Genomic DNA, 25,169 nt, shown 5'->3' with positions numbered 1-25,169 from the left:
ATAAATTGGTAGGTTTTTCTAAACTCTTCCACGTGGACTTTGCCTTGCATTTCTCCATCATCCTCTGGCTAAAAAGGAGACCAGCTTACAATGAACGAACAAACCAACGTCAAAACCGGATTGTCAATCAGCGCTTTAAAATACATTGCCATTGCCGCCATGCTGATTGACCATATCGCTCTTGCTTTTCTTGACGACGGCGAACATGTTTTTTTATATACGGTTATGGATTTGATTGGCCGGATCACCGGGCCGATTATGTTTTTTGCTGCGGTGGAGGGCTATCATCATACTAAAAATTTAAAAAAATACCTGCTACGCCTGCTGCTCTTTGCCCTGATCAGCTACCTGCCCTTTATGTATGCTTGGTCTGACCACTTTAACCCCTTGCGCCTGAATGTTATCTTTACCATTTTATTCGGCGTTTTGGCGGTCTGCGCCAGACGAAAGATTAAAAATATCTTTTTAAAAATCGCGGTTATTTATCTTTTAATCCTGTTTAGCTTGCCGGCTGATTACGGCACGACCGGCGTTATTCTCATCCTTGTTTTTGATTTTTTCTATGGCAGTCTAAAAAATCAATTAGCCGGATATTTTCTAATTGCGCTGTTTGATTTTGATGTTTTGTCTTTCTTTACTCATCCCTTCTGGTCGTGGATTTATGAGAAAAAGTTTACGCTTGATTACTATTGCTCCGCCGATAATTATATCAGCTTAGGCTTTTTGATTCCCTTTTTTCTGCTGATGTTTTATAACGGGCAGCCCAGCGCAAACGGAAAGCAAAGTAAACTCGTCAAATGGGGATTTTATATCTTTTATCCGGCGCATTTAGTGATTATCGGCTTGATTCGGCTGCTGGCGGCGTAACGGCATACAAAAATTAAGGCTCTGCCAAAAGGCAGAGCCTTAACGAATCATTTGCACCCGATTACTTGTATTTCCTTTCCCCTCCGGCCGGAGCTTCACCGGTCTCACTCAAGCTTCCAAGCGAGCATTGCTTAAAAAAGGAAGTATTTATTCGCTCCAAACTACTATTTCCTTTTCCCCTCCGTCCGGAGTTTCGGCGGCCGGATCACTCAAGCTTCCGAGCGAGCATTGCTTAAAAAGGTAAGTATTTATTCGCTCCAAACTATGACGATCGACTTCGTGGAATTGATCCAGTCAACCTGACAATCCAGATTTTCGGTGCCGAATCGCAGCGGCACGAAGGTTCTGTTGTTGATTATGCTCGGCGCAACATCGATCTTACTCTTAGTAGAATTCTTGGTCAGCTCGTTCTTGTCCACCCACATTCTGACATCAATGCTGCTGACCTTGAGCGAAACCTCTCTGCTTCCCTGATCCCAGCCTACATTTCCTCCCATGGCTTCAACTATCGAGCGGATCGGCACCATTGTCCGTCCTCTTAAAATTATCGGCGCCGTTCCTCTGCCCGGATCGACTTCCTTCGCCTCTCCGTCCACGCTCATCTTCGGATCATCAATCTTCAGCATGATGAAATGACGAGTCTTTGATGTATCGGCAAAGCCATGTCCTACCGTTCCCGCTGTCTTAACCGTCCAGGTAGCGAGCACGTCGCCAATCTGCTCTCTCTTTCCATTTAACGGATCAGCCTCGGCCAGCACTTCTTTTAAAGTATAATAGTAGGTTGTGTTCGGCTCTACATTTACATCGGTAAAGTTATTGGCTGTGATATAAAAATCCGTTACCGATATCCCCAGGCTGCCGGCGCTTTCTGACCGGTACAGCCTATAGCCGATAACACCGCTTGTCCTAAAGCTGACCGTTACGCCCGTTACTCCGTTAAATACGGAGGTCGTTGCTTGGTTCTTTCCGCCGGTAACTGTAACCGGTACGGCATTGTCGGGAGTAGGTACTGTATTATTAGCCGGCTGCTCTGTTGTATTTCCCAGAATGGCATTCTTGTTGCCGGTAAAAATTTTATCCTTCGGATAGCTGTCGGCAATTTTCTCTGCTGCTAAAATATCGCGTTGGCTGCCGTTAGGATATGTCCGTATAATTTTCATTGTATTACCGCTTCTTGTAATACTGACGGTCACATCAGGCTGTCCTGTATTTTCACCAAACCAGTTTAATCCTGTAATGCTGCCGTCGGAATTGATTTTTCCTTTCATATTTCCGTAAACAGTATTAGATTCCGCACTGCTGTAATACGTAATATAAACAACTTCTCCCTCTTGCTCGATATAAAAAGCATCATTTAAATCCAAATCGTTTGTTGTACCGCTTACTCCTTTTGCGCTCCATGTACCGGACCAGCTGCTGCTTGGGGTAACCTGATTATTTATGACAGGCACAGTGCCTCCTAAAACCTTTAAAGAAACATCGTCATAATATGCATCTGCATCCACCGTATGCCTTATTGCCCATAACTCAGCACGAGCTTTTACAGCGCCGCCGGGCAACGGTCCCGAAACCGTTAATTTGTGCCATTTAGTATTACTGTCTTGCTGGCTATATTCCTTTAAAACATTACCGGCAGCATCTAAAAATTTCAGAACTATTTTACTCTCATCTCTAGGAGTTTGATCCCAATTGCGGGTTTGCGTGCTTAGCTCCAGAACTTCACCGGGATTATGTCCGTTCAGCGCAACATCCTGATATACGCAAATAGTATCTTTTCCCTCTGCCTTTGGAACCCATACGAAATATTTTCCATGAACAGCACTATGCTCCGAATAACCTGGCACATTCGGTATTGCTACCCATGCATTATCCGGATTTGTCCAACCGGACAATCCGTCTTCAAAGCTGGGATTTTGCAGCAGATTTTCACCATTTTCTGCCGCCAGCGCCATGCCCGGCATCAGGCCGCACAGCATTGCTATTGAAAGCACGATTGCCAAAAGCTTTTTTCTGATAGTCATATTGATTGACCTCCTTCATGATTAAGTAAATCCTCGGACATATTATCCTAATCTGTTGTTAAAAGTTCCTTTTGCTCCGCCTGCTTTTTTCTATTTCGCCGCTACTATTTCCTTTTCCCCTCCGGCCGGAGTTTCACCGGCCTCACTCAAACTTCCGAGCGATCATCGTCCTGTTGCTTTTTGTTTTTCCCGTCTTTCCTTCTTTCCGCCTTCGCTATGAATCCCCCGCCAACTCCGTTTTCCGCATCTCGTGAAAAACTCCACCTCCCTCCCGCATCCGGGATCTGTCCGCCCGCATTGCTTAAATCCTCTTTTACTGAAAATCCGCATATTGCCGCTCCTTGTCTGTATATTTTCATTTTAGCCTGCGGCGGCAGCCGATGCAACCGGCTATGCCGAAATGGCCATGCCAAAATTCCGGCATATTTTATGCCAAAAATATTAAGCTTTTGCCGATATGGGATTATCCCAAGTTGCCGCTTATATTCCTGATCCGGCGTTCGGCTGCGCCCTTCCGCCGCCGGCGGATTCGGCACTTTTCCCCTTAAAAACGCGCAGCACACAAAAACCCGAAAAAATATGAGAAATTCAATATTTTTTCGGGTTTTTAGCTTGTTTTTTATTCAAAGTTTTTGCCGGCGGGTTTCCGCTGATTTGGAATCCGGTCGAATATTTTGCGCTTATACTGCGTGGGAACGCGGCTTAGCGTATAACTTCCTCAAATCGCTTTAAAATCTGGTCAAACTCCGCCACCGACAAATAATGATTGGGATCAAAACTGCGGCGGCCGGCATCAATTAAACCGATTTTAACGGCCTTGCGCAGCGGGTCAACCACATATTCGTCTTTGATATCATTTCGAAATGAAAGCGAGTCCTGCAAAGTCAGCAAAATCGGCCGCTTTTTCTTTTCATAGGCACGAATCAGGATTACATAAACGTCCTGCTCACGGATATTGGCGTTGGGCAAAAACTCGCCGCTGGGCGTACCCTGTACCAGATTTTCCGCATACGCAGTATAAATATACTTATAATCGGCAGAAGACGGATTAACATCCTTAAAAATAATACCCAAATTGGTTTTGGTCTCATATTTCAGGCTCTGCAATAATTTTTTCAGAAACTCGACCCGAGTCAGATAACGGACATTTTCCGGTTTCTTATTACCCTCCAAACTTTCGGTCGTAAACCGCGTTACCCGGTTAACCGTCTGGACTTTGCCGCCGGTAAAAATCATGTTCATTTTCAGCTTAAACTCATAACTGGAAAAGTGCTCAAACGTTGCCAGCGGCAGAATAATAATCGTATTATTCAGCTGATCGGTCAAATAAGTCAGCGGCACATTCTGATAAGTATTCAGCCGAACTAAGGAAATGCTTTCAATTTCAAACCGCTCCACCTTCTTATCCCCATAATAGGTATACGTCAGCGGAAAGCCCTGATAACCGTATCTTTGCGCCTGCTCATAGGGATTTTTGGCAAAATAGTATAAATTGTTGACCGGAATATTGGTCTGCTGATGATAGGGATAAATCACCTCGTAAACACTGTCTGTTTGAGTGCCGCCTAACAGATAGGTCGAATAATCCAAATACCGATCCATTCCCACATCGGTATAATTCGGGCTAAGCAGCTGGTAGCGCAGATACGGGTCGCCCATAAACTTTTTCCAGCCCTGACTGAAATTATTAAAATCCTTGCCAATCATCTCCGTGATATAACCTTTGTCATATCCGGCATAGGCCGCCCGATCCCACGGATAGCGGCCCCGGTAATAAGTCTTGCCGGCTTCCTCGATCGAGGACAGGACATTGCCGTAATTCATATAGCGGTTATGAGTGGCAGCCGCTTCTTCCAATTTGTCATTGGCTAACAGAGGCGGCAAAGACTCGGCATTGCGGATCTGGTTTAATTCCTGAATCGAGCGAATGGCTTCCCGGTCCACGGCAGACGCGCTGCAATACCCGGAAAATGCCGCCAGCAGTAAAATCATAACAATCCATCTTGATAAATGCTTCATCCTTGCCTCCTTTCTGTCATTTTTCCCGGCGCTTGCCTATCCCAGGCTCTGCCATTCAAGGCTTTGCCTGGCAATCCGCCGCGGCCGCTTATTCTTCCAGATCCTCGTCTGCGTCCTCTAAGTCTTCTTCCCAGTCATCATCGGCCTCGGAAATATCGTCAAAATCCTCGTCCGATTCCAACATTTCGTCTTCGCTTTCCTCGATTTCTTCGCTGATTTCCTCCAAAGCCTTTAATCTGGCGATGCCGGCAATGAAAATCCCCGCGTCCAAATCCATCAGTTTGACCCCGGAAGTAATCCGGCTCAGCTCAGAAATATCCGATACATTAATCCGAATGACAATGCCTTCATTTGTAATCAAAATCAGCTCATTGTCTTCGTCAACCGCCTTCATGCCGATCACGCAGCCGGTTTTTTCGGTAATCTTATAAAACTTCAGACCCTTGCCGCCCCGGTTTTGCAGGGTAAACTCGGCCATATCTGTCCGTTTGCCCAAGCCTTTCTCCGATACGGTTAAAATGTATTTGCCCTGCGACAGGAGCTGCATACCGATCACTTCATCTTCCGGATTCAGGCTCATACCGCGCACGCCGATCGAGTTCCGGCCAACGCTGCGAATATGACTTTCGCTAAAGCGAATACACTGCCCCATTTTGGTGCCAAGGAAAATCTCAGCCTGACCGTTGGTCAGCTTGACCTCGATCAAATCATCGTCCTCCCGCAAATTGATGGCTTGCAGGCCATTGCTGCGGATATTGGCATATTCATCCAGTGAAGTTTTCTTGAGCATTCCCTTTTTGGTGGCCATCACCAGATAATTATCTTCTTTGTATTCGCGAATCGGCACAACCGCCGTAATCTTCTCATCCGGCCCCAACTGCAAAAGATTAACCAAAGCCGTTCCCCGTGCCGTCCGGCTGCTTTCCGGAACCTCATAGGTCTTCAGGCGATAAACCTTGCCCTTATTGGTAAAGAAAAAGAGATAGCTGTGGGTTGCGGCGATAAAGATATCCTCCACAAAATCTTCTTCGCGGGTCGATACGCCCTTCATCCCCTTGCCGCCGCGATGCTGATTTTTATAAACCGAAATCGGCATCCGTTTAATATAACCCAAATGGGTCATCGTAATCGCAGCCAGTTCATCCTTAATCAAGTCCTCAAGATTGATTTCGCCCTCGTCATAGGTAATGACTGTCCGGCGGGGATCCTGATATTTTTCCCGAATGACCGTCAGTTCTTCCCGGATTACGCCCAAGAGCAGCTTTTCATCAGCCAAAATTGCCTTTAATCTGGTAATTAAAGCATGCAGTTCTTCCAGTTCTTTGACCAGCTTTTCTCTTTCCAGACCCGTCAAAGCCCGCAGCCGCATATCCACAATCGCCTGCGCCTGCACTTCGGTAAAGGCAAACTTTTCCATTAAGCCGGTTTTGGCCTCGGCTACGTTTTTCGAGGCCCGAATCAGGGCGATGACTTCTTCAATTACGTCCAGCGCTTTTAATAAGCCCTCTAAAATATGAGCTCTTTCCTCCGCCTTTTTCAGGTCATACTTGGTCCGCCGGGTAACGACATCCTCCTGATGCGCCAAATAATGCGTCAGCATTTCCTTTAAGTTTAAAATTTTCGGCTCATTGTCCACCAGCGCCAGCATATTAAAACCAAAGGTTTCCTGCATTGAGGTATGCTTATACAGCTTATTTAAAACAATATTGGCGTTGGCGTCGCGCTTTAATTCAATCACAATCCGCATACCGCTGCGGCCGGATTCATCGCGCAAATCAGCAATACCCTCAATCTTTTTTTCCTTGACCAGCTCTGCGATTTTCATAATCAATCTGGCCTTATTGACCTGATAGGGGAGCTCGGTCACCAAAATCCGCTGCTTATTGCCGGCATAGGTTTCAATATCAGCTTTGGCCCGAACCAAGATTTTTCCCCGGCCGGTGCGATATGCCCTTTTAATTCCGGATTTGCCCAAAATCCGGCCATAGGTCGGAAAATCCGGGCCTTTGACGATTTTTAACAAATCGTCAATCTCCGTATCCTGATCAATTACTTTATTATCAATGATTTTTACCACCGCATCAATCACCTCGCCGATATTGTGCGGCGGGATATTGGTCGCCATACCGACGGCAATGCCGTTTACGCCGTTGACCAAAAGATTGGGAAAACGGGCCGGCAGCACCAGCGGCTGCTGTAAGGACTCGTCAAAGTTCGGCCCGAAATCAACGGTATCTTTATTGATATCGGCCAGCATCTCCATACTGATCTTCGATAAACGGGCTTCGGTATAACGCATGGCCGCCGGACTGTCGCCGTCAACACTGCCAAAGTTACCGTGGCCGTCCACCAGCATATAGCGAATGGAAAAATCCTGCGCCATTCTGGCCATCGCATCATAAATCGAGCTGTCGCCGTGCGGATGATATTTACCCATGGTATCACCGACGATACGGGCGGATTTACGGTAAGGCTTATCAGGCGTAACTCCAAGCTCGGCCATGGAATAAAGGATTCGGCGCTGTACCGGTTTTAAACCGTCCCTGACATCGGGCAGCGCCCGAGCGGCAATGACGCTCATGGCATAATCAATATATGACTTTTTCATTTCCCCCTGCAGGTCAATGGGTATAATCCTGTCAAGATTCTTTTCGTCCATGTTTCCTCCTAAATATCCAAATTCGTCACATGCTTGGCATGCGCCTCGATAAACTCACGCCGCGGCTCGACCTTATCGCCCATTAAGGTCGTAAAAATCTCATCGGCTCCGGCCGCATCCTCTAACTCAACCTTGAGCAAAATCCGCTTTTCCGGATTCATCGTCGTTTCCCACAGCTGGTCGGTATCCATTTCACCTAAACCTTTGTAGCGCTGAAGTTCGATTCCTTCCCGGCCGATGATCGCCAAATGCTTCTCCAGGGCCTTATCGTCATAAACATATTCCGATTTCTTATTTTTCGTTACCCGGTACAGCGGCGGCTGCGCAATATAGACATTGCCGTTTTCAATCAGCTCCGGCATATAGCGGTAAAAGAAAGTCAGCAGCAAAGTCCGGATATGCGCACCGTCAACATCGGCATCGGTCATAATGATAATTTTATGATAGCGCAGCTTTTCCCGGTCAAAATCCTGACTGATACCTGCGCCAAAAGCGGTAATCATTGCCTTGATTTCATTATTGCCCAAGATTTTATCAAGTCTTGCTTTTTCCACATTTAAAATCTTGCCGCGCAGAGGCAGAATTGCCTGCGTTTTCCGGTCTCTGGCCGATTTGGCCGAACCGCCGGCACTGTCGCCCTCAACGATAAAAATCTCGGATAAGGACGGGTCTTTTTCCGAGCAATCCGCTAACTTGCCGGGCAGGGAATTGGACTCCATTGCCGTTTTTCTTCTGGCTAAATCTCTGGCCTTTCTGGCCGCTTCTCTGGCTCTGGCCGCCTGAACCGATTTATTGATAATGATTTTGGCCACACGCGGATTTTCTTCCAAAAAATAAGTCAAATACTCGCCAGCCACCGATTCCACCGCCGTCCGGGCTTCACTGTTACCCAGCTTTTGCTTGGTCTGGCCTTCAAACTGCGGATTTTCCAGCTTCACGCTGATAACCGCCGTCATACCCTCGCGTAAATCCTCACCCGTCAGGTTTTCCTCATTGTCCTTGAGCAGCTTGTTTTTACGGGCATAATCATTCATCGTCTTGGTCAGAGCCGAGCGGAAACCGCTTAAATGGGTGCCGCCCTCCGGTGTTGTTATATTATTAACAAAAGTAAAAATATTTTCCACATAGGTATCGTTATGCTGAAAAGCAATCTCGACCGACACATTGTCGCGGACATCCTCGCAGTAAAAAATTTCTTCGTACTGCTTTTCTTTATTGCGGTTGCGGTAAGCAACAAATTCCTTGATACCGCCCTTATACTGAAAGTTCTCCGTTTTTTCATGCTCCGGCCGCAAATCTTCAATGGTAATCGACAGACCCTTGGTTAAAAAGGCCATTTCCTGTAAGCGATTCCTGAGGGTATCGTATTCAAATACCAACTCTTCAAAAATCAAAGGATCGGGCTTAAAGTGAACCAAAGTTCCTCGTTCCGTCGTTTCGCCAATCACTGTTAAAGGGGCTTGCGGAATGCCCCGCTCATAGCGCTGAAAATAAACCTTGCCGTCCTGATAAACCGTCACTTCCAGCCATTCCGACAAAGCATTGACGACGGAGGCGCCCACGCCGTGCAGTCCGCCCGATACCTTATATCCGCCGCCGCCGAACTTGCCGCCGGCGTGCAAAATGGTGAAAACCACTTCTACCGCCGATATCCCCTTTTGCTCATGAATACCGGTCGGAATCCCGTAGCCGTCATCCCTGACCTGAATCGAATTATCCGGCAAAATCTGGGTTAAAATATGACTGCACCTGCCGGCCAGCGCCTCATCAACGGCATTATCGACAATCTCATACACCAAATGATGGAGCCCCCTGGCGGAAGTACTGCCGATATACATACCGGGGCGCTTGCGCACCGCTTCCAAGCCCTCCAAAATCTGTATCTGTTTTTCTGAATATTCCAAATGATCCTTTTCCTGATCCATGTGTCCTCCAAACTGACCGGCCGGAACTCTGTATTCAAACCAATCGCCTTTTGTATAATCTTATCTTATCAAATATCATTGCAGAAAATCCGCAAAACTTTCTGACAATAAATAGGAAAGAACAAACTCCCCCATCTTCACACTATTCTTTATTATAAGCCCTTTTTGCAAAAAATGCAAATTAAAAAAAGCTTTAAAATAAAGCTTTTTTCTTATTTTTATCATTTCCGCCGATTTGTAATGAGAATGTAATATATAATACTATATTTATTCCCATGTCATCCGCAGTTCTCTTTTGTTATTGACACAATCCAATAAATATAAGTTAATCAGTGTCTGATACGGCATATCTAATTTCGCTGCCTGAACTTTTACACCGAAAATCTGCTGATCTCGCCTTTCAGTGAGTCCGCCATCGCAAAAAGCTCATCCGCCGCATCAGCAAAATCCTGAATGCTGGCGTTCTGCTCGTCGGCTCCCTGCGAAGTCACCTGCGCCAGCGCCGCCGTTTCCTCGGTTATGGCCGCCAGATTTTCAAATATTTGCATTACCTCTTCCTTAAGCAATCTCATATCAGTAAAGGACATGCCCAGTTTTACAAGAACCTGATCAACCTTATTCATCGAATTCTCAATTAATATATACTTTTCTTCTATATTTTGTACATTCCCCTGCTGCTCATTCACTATCTCCAAGGTATCTGTCATCTTTGAAACGGCAAAGTTAGCACTGCTTACCAATTCATCAACTACCTTGTGGATATCATCCGCCGATTTTGAGGACTGTTCGGCCAGTTTTCTGATTTCTTCGGCAACCACTGCAAAGCCCTTGCCTGCCTCTCCGGCTCTTGCCGCCTCGATGGAAGCATTAAGTGCCAGCAAATTCGTTTGTTCCGCGATGGAACGTATAATCTCATTTGCAGAAATAATATCCCTTGACTGTTCGGCTGTCGATTTCACTATGCCATAGATATCCATAATCGCCGAATGCGATTCATCCGAAGACTTTGAAAGATTCAATATCACCTTTTTACCATCGCTTATGGCAATCTTTGTTTCATTGACAGAACCGCCGACATCCTCCGCCAGGTCTTCATTTTCCTGAACCCGATTGCCGAGCTTAATCATCTTTGACAACCCGCTTTCAGTCTGTGTTGCCGAATTATTGGAAGCTTCTGCCAAATCTACTATTGATTTCGTTATATTTTCCGTAGTCTTTTTTCCGCCCTCAGCCTTATCCCTCAGCTTCTTTGAAGTATTTGCCACTTCTGTGGAAGTTTCCGCGATCCGCCCTATGGTATCCTTTAATTGCTCGGCAAAAGCATTTAACGCATTTGCCAGCATCTTAAGTTCATCATTTTGTTTTAAGTCAACTTCCGTCAGGCTTATCCTTCCGCTTGCATCCGTCTCGAACGACCGGATTATTTGTTTAATCGGTTTTTCTATTATTTTCCGGCTTATCATCATAATAATAGCGGCCAAAAGAACAATCGCAGCAAGAGTTATTAGAATTATAATGATTGCAAGACTGCCCAGACCTCTCTCCAGCTCCGCCTGCGGAATGATACTGACCACAAACCAGCCTGTTTCCGGAACTTCCACTACCGCCATATACTTTTTTTCACCGTTAAAAGTATAAGAAACCAGTTCCGATTTTTTTTGTGAAAGAATATTTTTTACCTGCTCGCTGCCAAATTCATTCTTATATGGATCGCTATTGGTGGCTACAAGATTAAGCTCCGAATCCACCAATTTAATGATCCCCTTTTCACCGATCGTTACTGAGTCCACCTGCTTCATAACAGTAGCTATCGTTATATCCGCAGCCATAACACCGGCCAGCTTACCGTCACTGCCTTTCACCGGCGCTGAAACTGTAACGACAAGCTCTCCCGTAAACGCATCGATATAGGGATCGCTTATTACCAGCCCATTTTTCTTTTCCGCGGCGATATACCAAGGCCGCTTTCTGGGGTCATACCCCTCAGGAACGCTTCTGTCAGTTTCCTTAAAGGTCATCCCGTCATTTCGACCATAATAATAAGACAGGATTCCTTCAAAGCTGGTCGCAAAAGAGTTTAAATGTTCATAAATTGGCTCTGTATCTTCTGTCAACCGCTTTGAATTTTTTATCACATCCGCGTCGCAGGACAGTTTGATGGCATAGGTATAACGCTCAATAAAACCTTTGATCGAATGCGCAACCTGTTTTTGAACCTCAACCGAACTGTTTGCGATTGAAGTTCGATTCGTTGTTCCGAATACACTGAAAAGCAAAAAACCCATAGCCGACATTACTATAAGCATTGCCAGTGTAAAAGCTAAAATCATCTTTAAACCCACACTTCGCGTTTTTATCTTAGCTTCCATGATATCCTCTCTTTTTCATTAAATCAAAATTTAGTTGCTTATTAAAAATCCAAATCATCCGTATATGAATTTTCTTCTAACTTTTTATTGATATAACAAATTCCATCCCTGGCATCTTGAATCAGTCGCTCTATATTGTCATCACTAAACGCCGTACTCTCATCTTCCATCACAATCGCCAAAAGCAAAGCCAGATTAATACCGCTGATCAATTTAATCCCATGCGTTTTAATATATGGCGTACATTCATTATTGGGGCTGCCAAAAGCCAAATCCGTCAAAACAATTTTTTCAGCTTCAGGATCTAATTTTGAAAAATAACTTTTAAGCTGCTCGGATAAAGGCGTATTATCCACATAAGCATTGATAAAATCAACTTTATTTCCGCAGCCGCAAATTAAATCCATTGCCGCTGTAAACCCCTGCGCCAATTTAGAATGTGAAACCACCAATATTTTTCTCATAAAACCTTCTCCTTTTGTGACAAAACTACCTTGTTTTTCTTAAAAACACCCGCCAAATCAAATATCCGGCCAGCAGCACAAAGCCCAGCGGCGTAAATAAAAAACGTAAAAAACTGAAAAAAAGCACCATCACGATAATAAAAATAAGCAGCAAAATCAAAGGCACATATTTCAGAAAAGAAAGATCATAGGTATAGTACCGATGCCGGTAATAACCGTTTTCATCAAACTCCTCCGAATGCTGCTGATAAAAGTTCCGGAAAAACTCATCTTCAAAAGATGTCTGTCCGGCAGCCGAATCATAGGCACGCCGATACTCGGTCGTTCTTTGATTCTTTTTCTCCGGGAACAAAATTGCCTCTGCCTGCTGGTAATTAATTTTACCGGTTAAATACTTATACGCCGTATCAACCTTCGTATATTCCGGACTGGTTTCACCACCGGTCACATCGGGATGATACTGCTTAATCAGCCTCTTATAAGCGCTTTTCAATTCCTTTTCCGAGGGTCGGGCAGAAAAACCTAATATCCGCAAACATTCCTGTTCCATACTTTATTTACTCCCATCTTTTTCTGCTTAATAACTCAACTTTCTCACTTTACATCTTATCCTGCGGAAAAACCTGCCCCTTTTCAATCCGAAACAAAGCGTCTGCCTTTAAATTCTGCCGCAAAAAATCCTCTACTCCGGTGCAGGTTAACAGCACCTGAATCTCCTTTAAGTTTTCAATCAGCTTTTTTTGCCGGGAATCGTCCAGTTCCGACAAAACATCATCTAACAGTAGTACCGGCGCAGTATTTTTATTTTGCCGGATTAAATCAATTTCCGACAGCTTCAGCGACAGAGCCGCCGTCCGGCACTGTCCCTGCGAACCGTAAATCCGCAAATCCATTTCCCCCAGGGAAAACAAAATATCATCCTTATGCGGTCCGTAATAGGTGCTGCCCAGCTGCAAATCCTTTTTCAGCCGGCTTTTTAATTTATCTAAAAATTGCTCCTCAGCCACATTATTTTCATACACCAGCAAAACCTCTTCCCGGCCGCCGGAAATCTGAGAATGTCTTTTCCTGTAAATCTCAGCTAACTGCCTGATAAACTCGCGCCGAAGGCGGATAATTTCACTGCCGGCCCTTGCCAGCTCCTCATCCCAAACCGAAATTTCCGATAAATCGGGACTGCTCTTTTGAAAGTTTTTTAACAAAGTATTGCGCTGCTTGAGCAATCGATGATAGCGGCGGAGTTGATAATAATAATACGGATTGATTTGACTTAGTTCCAAATCAATAAACCGCCGCCGGACAGCCGGGCCGCCCTTGACAATCTCCAAGTCCTCCGGTGAAAACATAACTAAATACAAATTCCCCAACAGCTCTTCCAACTTGCGAACCGGCGCCTGCCCGATAAAAATACTCCGCTTATTTTGGCCGATATGAATATCTATTTTTTCCGAACGGTACTCACCCTGAATTTGCAGAGAAATATGGGCAAACTCCTGCCCTTTTTGAATCATTTCCCGATAAAAATTGGTTCGATGCGACTTACTGGTTGCCGCCAGATAAATCGCCTCCAAGATATTGGTTTTCCCCTGCGCATTTTCTCCATAAAAAATATTGATGCCCGGCGCAAACGGCAAAACCAAATCATCATAATTCCGAAAAGACTTCAGTTTCAGTTCCCTTAAATACATATATTTCTTCCATTTCCTGCCCATCGACAAAAATGATATCGCCGGGATAAATCTTTCGGCCGGGCCTTGTTTCCTCCTGTCCGCCGACAGTAACGCTGCCCTGCCTTATCCACTCCTTGGCGAGCGCGCCGGAATCGGTAATTCCGGCCGCTTTCAGAAGCTGCCCCAGTTTAATAAAATCCGTTTTTAAATAAAACTCATGCTTCATCTAATCCACCATCCGAATCGGCAAAATTAAATATTTATATTCTTCGCTTTTCTCCGCCAGTGCCGGCCGAATAATGCAAGGATTGGAAGCAATGGTAAAGCGCAGGTTAACCGTTTCTTCTTCAATCGCCTTTAATGCTTCCAAAAGATAGCGCGGATTAAAAGCAATGGTAATATCATCGCCGCTTTGATTGATTTCCAGTTCCTCGTAAACCGTACCCAGCTCGGTATTGGAAGTAATAATCAAGCGACTGTCTTTGATTTCCAGTTTAACCGGCGCTTTCTTGCTTTCTCTGGCTAAAAGCGCCGCTCTTTCAATGCCGTAAAGGAACTTATGCCGGTCAATCTCGACCATGGTCTTAAAATCCTCGGAAAACATTTGCATATACTTAGGGAAAGAGCCTTCAATAATCCGGGAAACCACAATTGTCTGATCCATTTCAAATAAAACATGCTTATCGGTAAAATAAACCGACACCTGCTCTTCCTCTTCCGGTGACAATATTTTTTGAATCTCGGATAAAGTCTTGCCCGGAATGATGATCGAGCTTTCCGGATATTCTTGTTTTAACTCCAAGGACTGAATACTGATCCGGTAACCGTCAATTGCCACTAAGTTCAGGCGATCGCCGACAATATCAAATAATTCTCCCTGCAATACCTTGCGGTTATCATCCAAAGAAATGGAAAAAATAGTTTGACCGATTTTCTTTTTTAAGGTCGCCTGCGGCAAAGTCAAAACCTGTTTCTTTTCAACCTGCGGCAGCATAATAAATTCCTTGCTGTCCTCGGCATTGATATTAAACTCGGACCGGCCGGAAACAATCTTGACCGTTGTCAAATCCGAAGAAATAGTAATTTCCCCGTCCGGCATTTTTTTCACGATCTCAAAAAACATTCGGGCATTAACGGCAATCATGCCTTCTTCCTCAATATTTGCCGGCACGGTTGCTTCAATTCCCATTTCCAAATCATTGCCGATACATTTCACCGTTTCCCCGGCCGACTTTAATAAAAAAGACTGTAAAATCGGCAGAGTGGAACGGGAGGATACGGCTTTGAGCGCAATATTTAAGCCATCGGCTAATTTATCTTTATCACATTTAAAACGCATGGTATGTCCTTTCTTGTTGATTTTGTAATTGGTTTCGTTCCTGTGGTTGCAGTGTTTTGCACTTCTTTTAAGGTGATCTACTTAAAAGACTATCTTAGTTTTGCAAAGAATGGCAATTGAGTACAATTTTCCCTGCTGAAAAAATCAGAACGAATATCAACAGGCTTTTGGGGCGCAGCCCCGAAATATAAAAAGAATATGATTTATCGTCGCAGTCGCAGTAGGGGTCTGTGTATATGTGGGTAAATATCTGTGCTCCTTACCGGGAGCGGCAGGCAGCATCGGGATAAATCTCTTTATAAAATAAAAAGTTATTCTTTTTTATGCACAGCTTGTTTTTTATTCCTGATTTTCTTCCTGTTTAAAAAAAAGCTTATGAACAGGTAAATGACAATTTTCTGACTGCTTATCCACAAAGTTTTACTCTGTCTTTCGGAAACAGTAAAACTGTGAGGGCTAACGGTTATTGATTTTTTTAATCAGGATATCCATGTTTTTTTGCAGGCTGCGGTTGCTTTTCAGTTCGGCGCAGATTTTTTCGTAGCCGCTGATGACAGTGGAATGGTCGCGGTTAAAAAACTTGCCCAAATCAGGATAGGAAGCATCGGTCAGCTTACGGCAAAGATACATTACGATTTGCCTGGGTTCAACAATTTCCTTGCTTCTTTTTTTGCTTAAAATTTCGGCATTGCTGATGCTGAAATGCTCGGCCACAATGTTTAAAATAACGCTGGGATTGATCAGGCTGGTACCTACGCTGATAATGCTGTCTTTTAATGCTTCTTCGGCAATGTCCATGGTAATCCGGTCGGCTCTGTTATGATTGTAATTATTAAAAGCAACGATTTTATTGACCGCTCCTTCTAATTCACGGATATTGGATTTAACGTTATTGGCAATATATTCTAAGACATCATCATCAATATTGATCAAATCAAAGTCCGTTTTGTTTTTTAAAATGGCCATCCGGGTTTCAAAATCCGGCGGCTGGACATCGACAATCAGTCCACCGGAAAAACGGGAACGTAGTCTTTCCTCTAAGGTTTCAATATCTTTGGGCGGCCGGTCGGACGAGATAATAATCTGTTTTTTGGCCTCATGCAAGGTATTAAAGGTATGGAAAAACTCTTCCTGGGTTCCTTCCTTACCGGAAATAAACTGAATATCGTCAACTAAAAGAACGTCAATATTGCGGTATTTTCTGCGAAACTCTTCATTTTTATTGGAGTGAATGGATTGAATCATTTCATTGGTAAAGGTTTCGCTTGACACATAAAGAACATTTAAATGCTTATGATTTTCAAAAATATAATGAGCAATCGCGTGCATTAAATGGGTTTTCCCCAAACCCACACCGCCATAAATAAACAGCGGGTTATAGCTGCTGGATGGAAATTCGGCAACGGCTAAGGCGGCAGCATTGGCAAACTTATTGTTGCTGCCGACCACAAAGTTTTCAAAAGTATAGCGTTTATTTAAATGGTAAACATCTTCATTATTATCATAATCTGAAGAAATGACCGACTCCTTTGCGGTATTCTCCGATTTTTTGCTTTTTAATGAAAACCGGATTTCATAGTTTTTATCCGTTACCATCGAAATGGCAACTTGAATGATTTTGCTGTAATTGTTTTCCAAAAAGCTGATATGGCCGGTATTTTCCAGCTCGATTAAAATTTGGTCGCCGCTGACCTCAGCCGGATAAATATCAGCTAAAAAAGCATTATAAATCTGCTCTTTGATATTAAAGTCATTTTTTAATACCTGCTGTATGCTTTCCCAATTATGGATGACTGGGTTATCCATAAAAAGCCCCCCTTTTGCTGAAATATTACTTTATTGATTACGTTCTATCATACTCTATCTAAACTCCCTTTTCAATCCTTTTTTTTGTGGATAAGCCTGAGGATTATGATGATAACCTCTGCCGACCGAAAAAATAAATCTGTGGATATCTTAGTCTGAAAATCGGAAAATGGAAAGTAATATAGAATTGTTTCCGGTTTTTAACAGTAGGTCAGTTATACACAACTTATCCACAAAAAGCGAATATATGATCGGCTTTTTTTGTGGATAAAAGAAATATTAAAAAAAGTTTCTTCCTATTTAATATATTCTTTTCTTTTTCCACAGGGGAAAATCTGACAGGCAATTAAGTACAGGAAAAATTAAATTTATCTTTCGGACTATGGCAGAAGTGCAAGCAAAGGATTATTGACAAATACTTTTTTTATCTTATATAATAGCAGTATTAACTTTCCCTTGATTCCGGGCGGGTGGTCTACCTAAAAAAGACTGTTCTGACGAACATGGAAAAGTTGAGTTATGAATTGGAGAAAAAGTTTTTATCATGAAAATAAAGTTTTCTAAACAAATCAATCAAAAAAGGATAGCTTTGGCTGTTTCCTCGATTGCGCTTACGGCTGTAACCTTGATCATGGAAGGTTATACCCAGCGCTTTGTTGATGCTATGACTTTTCAGCCTTTGTTTTTTGGGGGCCTCCTCATTGCATATTTCTTTTTGTCGGTTCTTCGTTATATCAAGGAATATTTAAAAACTTCGCTTGAAAAAAACGGAAACTTGGAAGGACAGGCGCAGGCAGTTAAAAACGTACTTGGTCGGGAATATGCTTTTTTTGAAAAAACGGAAAGCGGAGCGCTGTTATATCATTTGACCAGCGATATGTATGAATGGATGCCGTGGCAGACGCATGGTCAGCTACAGTTAATTTTGGAAGCGGTGAATTTAGCCAGTTTTTGTCTTTTTCTCTTTTGGACAGATGCTGTTTTAGCACTGGCAGCGTTTTTTCTGGTGATATGCAGCTTATTTTTGGCGAATTATTTAAGTGACCGGATGGGAAAATATAAGAATCAGCAGCAAGCGGTTGGGAGCCGCCTGAATCAATATATGCTCAATATTGGCAAAAGTATTGATACGGTTCGGCAGTTGGGTAAGATGTCTTTTTTCAGTCAAAAATATGATGATTACATGAAGGAAGAATATTTACCGGTCATAAAAAAATTAGTGAAAAGTCAGACTTTTTTTATTTCTCAGCTTATTTTTTCAACGGAAGTCATTCCCTTTTTGATGTTGTTTATGGGGGTGATTTTGACAGTGCTGGGTCGGGCGACGATTGGCAAAGCGATTATTATGATGGATTTGACCATGCGAATTGCCGATTCGGTGCAGACACTGGCTGATTTTTTGCCACAGAAAAGCGCAGCGCTGGAAATTGAAAAACGGATTGGCGCGGTGATTGGAGAAAGTGCATCTTGGGGGGAGAATAATGGAGCAGGATTGACCCCTTTTGATAAAATTGAAGTTAAAATAGAAAGTTACCAGCCGGAAAACAGCAGCCGGGTTTTGTTGAAAAGTACAGATATTACGATAGAAAGGGGCGATATTTGTACGATTAAGGGCGTCAGCGGCGGTGGCAAATCAACCTTAGTTAAAATCATAGCCGGTTTGAAAAAAATAAACAGGCAGAGCGGCTGGATTAGCTATAATGGTCAGGATATTCAAACTCTGCCACCGACGGAATATCATAAACATATTTTGCTGGTTAGTCAAGATACACTGCTGTTTCCGGGAACCGTCAAGGAAAATCTTTTAATGGAGCAAGCAGCAGCCGATGAGGAGCTCACTGAAATCTTTCAGATTTGCGGTTTAGAGAGTTTTATTCAGCAATACGGACTGGATTATATGATTGAAAATACCGGCAGTAATTTAAGCGGCGGTCAAAGGCAGCGCATAGGGCTTGCCCGGATATTGCTACGCCGACCGGAACTTTTGATTTTAGACGAGGCGACCAGTGCGCTTGATGCGGACACGGCGGAAATGGTAGTTAAAAATGTTGCTGCCTTTGCTCGCCGCCATTTTATCACAATTTTAGCGATTAGTCATAAACAGGATTTTGAAAAATATAGTGATAAAATTATTTATATTTAAAGTGTGCAGTACTTCGATTAGGGGCTCGTTGCTTCTAGAAAGGCTGCACTTTTCGGCAGCGGGTGGGAACGATAGATAAATTGCGGAGCAAATTGCCGAAAGTGGAGTCCATGCAGACCGCCCGCTGGGCAGAAGTGCGCAGCACTTTGCTCAGGGGAAAGTTAAATTTATTTTGATGGGACAGGAGAAAGCAGTATGAATCAATTAAAATCCGTTTATCGTAAGTTTTGGAAAGAACGAATTTTTTTTATTTTTGGATTTATGGGAAATGAATTGGTTGGTTTGGTGCTGATTGACCGGCTGCAAAAGCTGATTGATACGGCGGCGCAAATGGATATTTCCCGGTTTTGGCAGCTGGCGCCAGAGTTTTTGGGAATTTTAATTATTTCTATTGGCATAATTATTCTGGATCAGTATTTTTTTCGGGCATTGGGTTATTATGGTGAAATGGAGTTAAAAAAATATACTTTTGCCGCTTTTTTGCAAAATTACACCGGCAATAAGAAAAAAAACTTAGGCGAAAGCATTTCGGCAATTCATAATGACACTGCCGTGGTTTCTAATTGGCTGTCGAAGGGGCCGGTTAATATGGTTTTGCAGTCCCTTATTTTGCTGATTTATTTGGTTTTAATGGCTCGTTATCATTGGCCGCTGACCTTGCTTACGCTGGCGGTTATTTTGATTGTGTTTGCTCTATCTCGCTATTTTGGGGAAAAGGAATCACAGTTTACCGCCGGGCAGCAAAAATTATACGGCAGGCTTCATTCGTATCTGCAATCCTGTTTAGAAAACTTTCCGCTGATTTGCCAGCTGCATAATGGCGATTATTTTTATAATCGCTTAAAAGCCCTGCATCGGCGGGGCAATCAGGAAGTAATCGGCGGATTAAGCCGCTTTATGGCATTAAGTGATGCGATGCTGACTTTTATGGTCAATACCTTACCATTGTTGATTTTTGCATTAAGTTTGTTGTTTGTTAAAATGGGTGAGATTACCGCGGGCGGGGCAGTGGCACTTCTTCTGCTAGCACAGAAATTAAATCAGCCTATTATTTTATTGGCAGCGCTGGTGGTTGATCGCCAAAATGCACAGACGGTTTACGACCAGATGAAGGATATTTATACTCCTTGGCAGGAAGAAAACGGAGAGAAAGAACCGGCCGCCTTTGCAGAAATGGAAGTTAAGCTTAAAATATATCAATATGATGGCGGGGAAGTTTCTTTGTCGGCTGATTTTACTATTGGAAAGGGAGATACCGTCCTGATAAAAGGCGAAAGCGGCAGCGGCAAATCAACGATTTTAAACTTGCTTTCTCGCTTTCTTCGTTTTAAAGGTTTAGACGGCAGCATCAAATATAATGGAACTTCGGTCTCGGAATATGAGCAGTCCAAATATTATCAGCATGTATTGCAAGTGCAGCAGGAAACGGTTTTGATTGAGGGCAGTATTTTGGAAAATCTACTGTTGGGAGATTCCTATTCCAAAGAGGAAATAGACGAGGTCATTAAAACCTGTGTGCTGGATGAATTTTGCCGGGAGAAAGGCATGGATTTTTTCATTCAGGAAAATGGGAAAAATATCAGCGGCGGCGAAAGACAGCGTTTGGGTTTAGCCCGGATGCTGCTGCGAAAGCCGGAAGTTTTAATTTTAGACGAGGCGACCAGTGCACTTGATGAAGCAACGAGGCAGATCCTACTGCAAAGACTGACAGCATATCAGCAAAAAAATCAAATGACGATGGTTGCCGTCAGTCATAATTCTGATTTTGATCCGTACAGCAATAAAATAGTGAAATTAGAAAGATCCTAAGTTTAATCTTCCTGATAGCAGATAATATAGGCGGCGACTTTACTGCTGCCTTCATAAGCGGTCAGCGGCATGGTGAAAATGTCTTTGCCGGCATTGCCCTCATAGTCAGATTTGCCTTCTTCCGGCGGATAGGAATACATCCCGGCGGTATATTGATGGCCGGCTTCTAAATCCAGGTCAAAGGAAAGCTTTTCCGATACGAGGTTTCGGTTTTTGCCGGTCATGGTGATTTCCGTCGTTTCAAACACGCCCTCTATGGTATGACTGCCGGCCGGCAGGGCGACGATTTTTTGAGCGTACTCGCCGGTAACCGGCTCAAAAATCGCAAGATCACGGCCATCAATGGTAATATTTTTGCAGTACAAATGCAAAATGGCTTTGTCTTTGTTTTTTTCCAGGAAAGAAGATTGACTGCCTTTTCTTTTCTTATTCAGCCAAACAAAGAAAATGGTTAATACAATCCAGATGGCGGCGACCACAATAATGATAGTAATAGTTGTTTTGTCCATGATAACTACTCCTTTTTTAAAAATAAATGATATCTTTCTGATTATACACCTTTTTTTTAAAAATGGGTAGTGAAATTATTGGAATAGAAAAAAAATATCTTATTATCTTATAATGAATGCGAAATGCAGGAGTACCTTATCAGATAAAATACAAGGCTTTTAGAGGACGGTTTTGGCAAAGAAAAATACTCAGTTGTTAGAAATTACTTGGTGTATATCTCACCGTAACGATATGCACCTCTTTCTTTTCCTTCAGTACGCGATAGATGATGGTATAATTTTTATAAAACAGCTGTCTATACCCTTGATTTGCATAGGCACCTACACGCCGAATCGCTCCACGTTCGGGAAAAGTTTCCAGGCTGAAAATTGTATTTTCCAGTTCGTCAATTATTTTAGAAGCTGTGGCAGGTTCTAATAAACTACCTGCGATATAGGTATAGATTTCGTCTAAATCCCAATAGGCACGAGCATAGAGCTTTACAATATATTTATTCAAAATGCTTTCTCCTTAAAGACGAAAGCGCATCCCTTGCATCAAGTAGTTCACCGCCTGAGGCAAACTCCTTTTCCGCTTCGTTTATCGCAATATCTATCTGTGCCGTTTCAAGCATTTCCTCATATGCTTCAATACTCATAATCACCAAATCTCCATAGCCATTTTTGGTGATAAAAAGGGGCTCACGCTTCGCGTGACAAAGTTCTGAAATTTCGGTAGTATTTCTTAAATCCGTAATCGGTCTGATCTGTGGCATAGTATCCGTCTCCTTTCTTTGTACATAATTATAGCAGAATTATACACAAATTGCAAGGCAGATAGCCATTTAAAATGCCGGAAAGCCATGAAACAACAGGCTATACCGGCATATAAAGACTTTTTAAAAGTTAGTTGAAAATCATATTGGAGTTATTTTAAATTTTAAACTTATTAATCATTTCAATCATATCCTGAGCCAGAGCCGCTAAGCTGGCGCTGGCACTGGCTACCTCTTGGGCTGAGTTCAGCTGCGAGTTCAGGGAATCGGAGGATTCCTGAGCGGCGGCGGCATTTTCCTCGGACAAAGCCGACAGATTTTCAATGATGCCGATCAACGATTGCTTGGTCAGCTTCAGTTCTTTGACCGAATGATTTAAGTTGCCAACTTCCTGCATATTTTTATCCACTTCCGCTGAAATTAAATGGAATAACTGCCGGGTTTCATTGACCTTATCGTTTTGCTCGGTGACCGTATCGCCGACAATATTCATAATATCCACGGTTTCCGTTACTTTGGAGGTTAAGCCCTGAACGATCTCCTGAATTTCCTTGGTAAAAAGATTGGATTGCTCGGCTAATTTTCGAATTTCCTCCGCCACAACGGCAAAGCCTTTGCCGGCTTCTCCGGCCCGGGCGGCTTCAATAGCGGCGTTTAAAGCCAATAGATTAGTCTGGTCGGAAATAGACTGAATCATATTGCTGGCTGAGGAAATCTGCAAAGCCCGGTCATTAGTATTTAAAATTACTTCATGAATCTTTTCCGATGCGTCTTTCACTTTTTGCGTGGCGGCAATCAGCTGGCCGACCGTCAAGATTCCTTTTTCTTTGGCCGAAGATACCTCATTAATAGTAGTATTTAAGGTTTGAATAATTGTTTCATTGGCGCTTAATGCTCCGTCCATGGTTTGCATCGCCTCCGCGCTCTTTTGCATGTCTTCGGCCTGCATGACGGCGCCGTTGGAAATTTCCTCAACGGTTCGGGCCAAATTCCGGGAGGTATCGGCGGAATGTTCGCTGGAAGCGGTCAGTTCCTCGGACGAGGCCGAAACCTGGCTGGCAATATCGGTAATTTGCAGCATGATTTCCTGAATCGTTTTTTTAACGGTAATCAGGGCTCTGGAGATGACGCCGATTTCATCTTTATTTTTCGAATAAATGACGGACGGCGAAGTATCCGACAGGGTAAAATCATATTGGGTCATGCCTTGAATGCATTCGCTTAACCGGATAATCGGCCGGGAAATGGAATTGGCAATCAAATAAATAATAAGCAGCAGCAGTAAAATAGAAAAAATTCCAATTATTGCCATAAAAAGAGCTAATTCATAAGATACCTGAATGACTTCCCGGACCGGCGCTTCCAAAACAATGGCCCAGTTGGTGTTTTTGATCGGGCAAATAGCGTAAAAACGGTCAACGCCGCTGTCCTGATGGGATAAAAATGCCGGATCTTTAGTGGAAAGCTTGCCGGCAACCGCCGCCAGCTCGCCGTTTTTGACGGTCGCCATGTTATCGTTTAGGGAATACTGATCGTGAATGATAAAAGCGCCGGTTTTATTCATTAAATATGCTTTGCCGGTTTTTTTAAATTGAATTGCCTTGACTAAAGCTTCAAAATCTTTCATCGAAATATCGCCGCCCAAAACGCCGACCGATTGGCCGTTGTAGTTTAAGTTATAGCTAATGGCAACTACAATGCTGTTATCAATGGCGTTGATGTAAGGATCGGAAACATAGGCGGTATTTTGGCCGATGGCGCCTTGGTACCAACTGCGGCTGGTCGGGTCAAAGCCGGCTTCCGGTACCCAGCCGGAGCCGTCCAAAAAGGTTTTATCGGCAAAACCGGCGTAAAAAGTTAAAGCGCCGTCCACATGGTTGGTTAAATAGGTTAGATCACTTAAAAGCGCCTGTCCTCTTTTTTGTTCCTTAGAAATATTATTGGCCGAGAGTTCAACATAGGTTTTTTTTTCAGAAATGATGGTTTCAATATCGGAAGCGTATTTTTGAGCGAAAGCCAGCATGGTTTCCCGGCTTTCGCTGACCAGCAGAGATCGGGAATAACTGTAAGAAACGATGGTCAGAATAATCATAACTAACAGCATCGGAACGCCGATTAAAAATAACATTTTGCTTTTTAGTTTCATTGGAATCCTCCCGTGCATGAGTGTAGTGGAACAAGTGCATTAAGTTTGTGGCTTTGACAAAGCATTTTACTTTTTAAAAGAAAAGCTGTTATGGGGTAAAAGATTCTGCATAGACTTCCAGCATGGTTCAATTGTAACAATTTAAAAATGGCTTGTCAATATACTATGCTCTGAAAATGCGGTTTTTTAGTCGGCTGCCGTTTTTACTATATCGCCGGCAGATAAAAAATAAATAAAAAATAAACTATTTTAAATAAAAAGATTGACAAAAACCAAAAAAATGTTAATATAAATTAATATAAAGCATTTAAAAGAAAAAAGTAACAATTTATTCAAAAAATCCATTTATTTAAAATAACAAAAAAGGAGTATGGATTATGAAAACTGGAAAAAAATTAATTTTTTTCTTGGGATTTGCAGTAGGGGTTGTTATTTATGCGATTGTTAAGTACTTTTTATAAATAAAAGCAGGACTTATTAAGATATGTTATAAAGACATGCGGAAGCAGTGTGTCTTTTTTTTTACAAATTACTTTTTTAAGTTGAAAAAAAGTTGAAAAATTAGCGATAATAGAAAAAAAAACTTGACGAAGCGGCCTTGCCTTATTATAATAAAAGCAGTGCTTTTTTTCAAAGCTTTCGATGAAATCCGATTTTCGGAGCATTGC

Annotated in this window: 20 protein-coding genes; 3 read left to right on the top strand and 17 right to left on the bottom strand. The window is 43.0% G+C overall.

Annotation, left to right across the window (positions count from 1 at the left end):
• Positions 1-90 precede the first annotated feature (90 nt).
• Positions 91-867, top strand: a complete 777-nt coding sequence (locus tag C3V36_04980) for a conjugal transfer protein TraX (GenBank protein ID AVM68657.1) — start codon at positions 91-93, stop codon at positions 865-867.
• Positions 868-1,115: 248 nt separating this feature from the next.
• On the opposite strand, the gene C3V36_04975 is transcribed toward C3V36_04980, so the two are convergent.
• The 12 genes from C3V36_04975 to C3V36_04920 form a co-directional block, all read right to left on the bottom strand.
• Positions 1,116-2,888: a hypothetical protein gene (locus C3V36_04975; protein ID AVM68656.1), complete on the bottom strand. Its 1,773-nt coding sequence runs from the start codon at positions 2,886-2,888 to the stop codon at positions 1,116-1,118.
• Between the two features lie 146 nt (positions 2,889-3,034).
• Positions 3,035-3,424 (bottom strand): hypothetical protein, encoded by a 390-nt coding sequence (locus C3V36_04970; GenBank protein ID AVM68655.1) that lies wholly within the window; start codon positions 3,422-3,424, stop codon positions 3,035-3,037.
• Positions 3,425-3,590: 166 nt separating this feature from the next.
• On the bottom strand, positions 3,591-4,907 hold the full coding sequence (locus tag C3V36_04965) for a hypothetical protein (protein AVM68654.1): 1,317 nt from the start codon (positions 4,905-4,907) through the stop codon (positions 3,591-3,593).
• 88 nt (positions 4,908-4,995) lie between these two features.
• Positions 4,996-7,566, bottom strand: a complete 2,571-nt coding sequence (locus C3V36_04960; GenBank protein ID AVM68653.1) for a DNA gyrase subunit A — start codon at positions 7,564-7,566, stop codon at positions 4,996-4,998.
• A gap of 8 nt (positions 7,567-7,574) precedes the next feature.
• Positions 7,575-9,491 carry a DNA topoisomerase (ATP-hydrolyzing) subunit B gene (gene gyrB, locus C3V36_04955; GenBank protein ID AVM68652.1) on the bottom strand — a complete coding sequence of 639 codons (1,917 nt, stop codon included), beginning with the start codon at positions 9,489-9,491 and terminating at the stop codon, positions 7,575-7,577.
• 371 nt (positions 9,492-9,862) lie between these two features.
• A complete protein-coding gene (locus C3V36_04950) occupies positions 9,863-11,860 on the bottom strand; it encodes a methyl-accepting chemotaxis protein (GenBank protein AVM68651.1) in 1,998 nt (665 codons plus the stop codon).
• Between the two features lie 41 nt (positions 11,861-11,901).
• Positions 11,902-12,324: a PTS N-acetylglucosamine transporter subunit IIBC gene (locus C3V36_04945; GenBank protein ID AVM68650.1), complete on the bottom strand. Its 423-nt coding sequence runs from the start codon at positions 12,322-12,324 to the stop codon at positions 11,902-11,904.
• A gap of 25 nt (positions 12,325-12,349) precedes the next feature.
• Positions 12,350-12,874: a hypothetical protein gene (locus tag C3V36_04940; GenBank protein ID AVM68649.1), complete on the bottom strand. Its 525-nt coding sequence runs from the start codon at positions 12,872-12,874 to the stop codon at positions 12,350-12,352.
• A 49-nt stretch (positions 12,875-12,923) separates the two neighbouring features.
• Positions 12,924-14,036 carry a DNA replication/repair protein RecF gene (locus C3V36_04935; protein AVM68648.1) on the bottom strand — a complete coding sequence of 371 codons (1,113 nt, stop codon included), beginning with the start codon at positions 14,034-14,036 and terminating at the stop codon, positions 12,924-12,926.
• Complete coding sequence (locus tag C3V36_04930; protein ID AVM70446.1) at positions 13,969-14,220, bottom strand: RNA-binding protein; 252 nt, start codon at positions 14,218-14,220, stop codon at positions 13,969-13,971. The genes C3V36_04935 and C3V36_04930 overlap by 68 nt, the downstream gene beginning before the upstream one ends.
• Positions 14,221-15,333 carry a DNA polymerase III subunit beta gene (dnaN, locus tag C3V36_04925; GenBank protein ID AVM68647.1) on the bottom strand — a complete coding sequence of 371 codons (1,113 nt, stop codon included), beginning with the start codon at positions 15,331-15,333 and terminating at the stop codon, positions 14,221-14,223.
• A gap of 456 nt (positions 15,334-15,789) precedes the next feature.
• Positions 15,790-17,139: a chromosomal replication initiator protein DnaA gene (locus C3V36_04920; GenBank protein ID AVM68646.1), complete on the bottom strand. Its 1,350-nt coding sequence runs from the start codon at positions 17,137-17,139 to the stop codon at positions 15,790-15,792.
• Between the two features lie 544 nt (positions 17,140-17,683).
• Between C3V36_04920 and C3V36_04915 the strand changes: the two genes are divergently transcribed.
• Both C3V36_04915 and C3V36_04910 read left to right on the top strand, forming a co-directional pair.
• The gene (locus C3V36_04915) at positions 17,684-19,282 is read left to right on the top strand and encodes a hypothetical protein (protein ID AVM68645.1); all 1,599 of its coding nucleotides are present in this window, start codon (positions 17,684-17,686) and stop codon (positions 19,280-19,282) included.
• 195 nt (positions 19,283-19,477) lie between these two features.
• Complete coding sequence (locus C3V36_04910; GenBank protein AVM68644.1) at positions 19,478-21,091, top strand: hypothetical protein; 1,614 nt, start codon at positions 19,478-19,480, stop codon at positions 21,089-21,091.
• Between the two features lie 2 nt (positions 21,092-21,093).
• On the opposite strand, the gene C3V36_04905 is transcribed toward C3V36_04910, so the two are convergent.
• From C3V36_04905 to C3V36_04885, 5 genes are all read right to left on the bottom strand, one after another.
• On the bottom strand, positions 21,094-21,600 hold the full coding sequence (locus C3V36_04905; GenBank protein AVM68643.1) for a hypothetical protein: 507 nt from the start codon (positions 21,598-21,600) through the stop codon (positions 21,094-21,096).
• A gap of 196 nt (positions 21,601-21,796) precedes the next feature.
• The gene (locus tag C3V36_04900; protein AVM68642.1) at positions 21,797-22,099 is read right to left on the bottom strand and encodes a type II toxin-antitoxin system RelE/ParE family toxin; all 303 of its coding nucleotides are present in this window, start codon (positions 22,097-22,099) and stop codon (positions 21,797-21,799) included.
• Positions 22,092-22,355, bottom strand: a complete 264-nt coding sequence (locus C3V36_04895; protein ID AVM68641.1) for a prevent-host-death protein — start codon at positions 22,353-22,355, stop codon at positions 22,092-22,094. The genes C3V36_04900 and C3V36_04895 overlap by 8 nt, the downstream gene beginning before the upstream one ends.
• A 157-nt stretch (positions 22,356-22,512) precedes the next feature.
• The gene (locus C3V36_04890) at positions 22,513-24,501 is read right to left on the bottom strand and encodes a methyl-accepting chemotaxis protein (protein ID AVM68640.1); all 1,989 of its coding nucleotides are present in this window, start codon (positions 24,499-24,501) and stop codon (positions 22,513-22,515) included.
• A gap of 455 nt (positions 24,502-24,956) precedes the next feature.
• Positions 24,957-25,166 carry a hypothetical protein gene (locus tag C3V36_04885; GenBank protein AVM68639.1) on the bottom strand — a complete coding sequence of 70 codons (210 nt, stop codon included), beginning with the start codon at positions 25,164-25,166 and terminating at the stop codon, positions 24,957-24,959.
• Positions 25,167-25,169 lie beyond the last annotated feature (3 nt).

Source organism: Lachnospiraceae bacterium oral taxon 500, from assembly GCA_002999035.1.
GTDB lineage: Bacteria > Bacillota > Clostridia > Lachnospirales > Vallitaleaceae > W11650.
This window is presented reverse-complemented; position numbering and strand designations above follow the sequence as displayed.

Coding starts and splice junctions, on each gene's coding strand:
- C3V36_04980 (AVM68657.1), top strand. CDS start 91: ATGAACGAACAAACCAACGTCAAAACCGGATTGTCAATCAGCGCTTTA.
- C3V36_04975 (AVM68656.1), bottom strand. CDS start 2,888: ATGACTATCAGAAAAAAGCTTTTGGCAATCGTGCTTTCAATAGCAATG.
- C3V36_04965 (AVM68654.1), bottom strand. CDS start 4,907: ATGAAGCATTTATCAAGATGGATTGTTATGATTTTACTGCTGGCGGCA.
- C3V36_04960 (AVM68653.1), bottom strand. CDS start 7,566: ATGGACGAAAAGAATCTTGACAGGATTATACCCATTGACCTGCAGGGG.
- gyrB (AVM68652.1), bottom strand. CDS start 9,491: ATGGATCAGGAAAAGGATCATTTGGAATATTCAGAAAAACAGATACAG.
- C3V36_04950 (AVM68651.1), bottom strand. CDS start 11,860: ATGGAAGCTAAGATAAAAACGCGAAGTGTGGGTTTAAAGATGATTTTA.
- C3V36_04945 (AVM68650.1), bottom strand. CDS start 12,324: ATGAGAAAAATATTGGTGGTTTCACATTCTAAATTGGCGCAGGGGTTT.
- C3V36_04940 (AVM68649.1), bottom strand. CDS start 12,874: ATGGAACAGGAATGTTTGCGGATATTAGGTTTTTCTGCCCGACCCTCG.
- C3V36_04935 (AVM68648.1), bottom strand. CDS start 14,036: ATGGGCAGGAAATGGAAGAAATATATGTATTTAAGGGAACTGAAACTG.
- C3V36_04930 (AVM70446.1), bottom strand. CDS start 14,220: ATGAAGCATGAGTTTTATTTAAAAACGGATTTTATTAAACTGGGGCAG.
- dnaN (AVM68647.1), bottom strand. CDS start 15,333: ATGCGTTTTAAATGTGATAAAGATAAATTAGCCGATGGCTTAAATATT.
- C3V36_04920 (AVM68646.1), bottom strand. CDS start 17,139: ATGGATAACCCAGTCATCCATAATTGGGAAAGCATACAGCAGGTATTA.
- C3V36_04915 (AVM68645.1), top strand. CDS start 17,684: ATGAAAATAAAGTTTTCTAAACAAATCAATCAAAAAAGGATAGCTTTG.
- C3V36_04910 (AVM68644.1), top strand. CDS start 19,478: ATGAATCAATTAAAATCCGTTTATCGTAAGTTTTGGAAAGAACGAATT.
- C3V36_04905 (AVM68643.1), bottom strand. CDS start 21,600: ATGGACAAAACAACTATTACTATCATTATTGTGGTCGCCGCCATCTGG.
- C3V36_04895 (AVM68641.1), bottom strand. CDS start 22,355: ATGCCACAGATCAGACCGATTACGGATTTAAGAAATACTACCGAAATT.
- C3V36_04890 (AVM68640.1), bottom strand. CDS start 24,501: ATGAAACTAAAAAGCAAAATGTTATTTTTAATCGGCGTTCCGATGCTG.
- C3V36_04885 (AVM68639.1), bottom strand. CDS start 25,166: ATGCTCCGAAAATCGGATTTCATCGAAAGCTTTGAAAAAAAGCACTGC.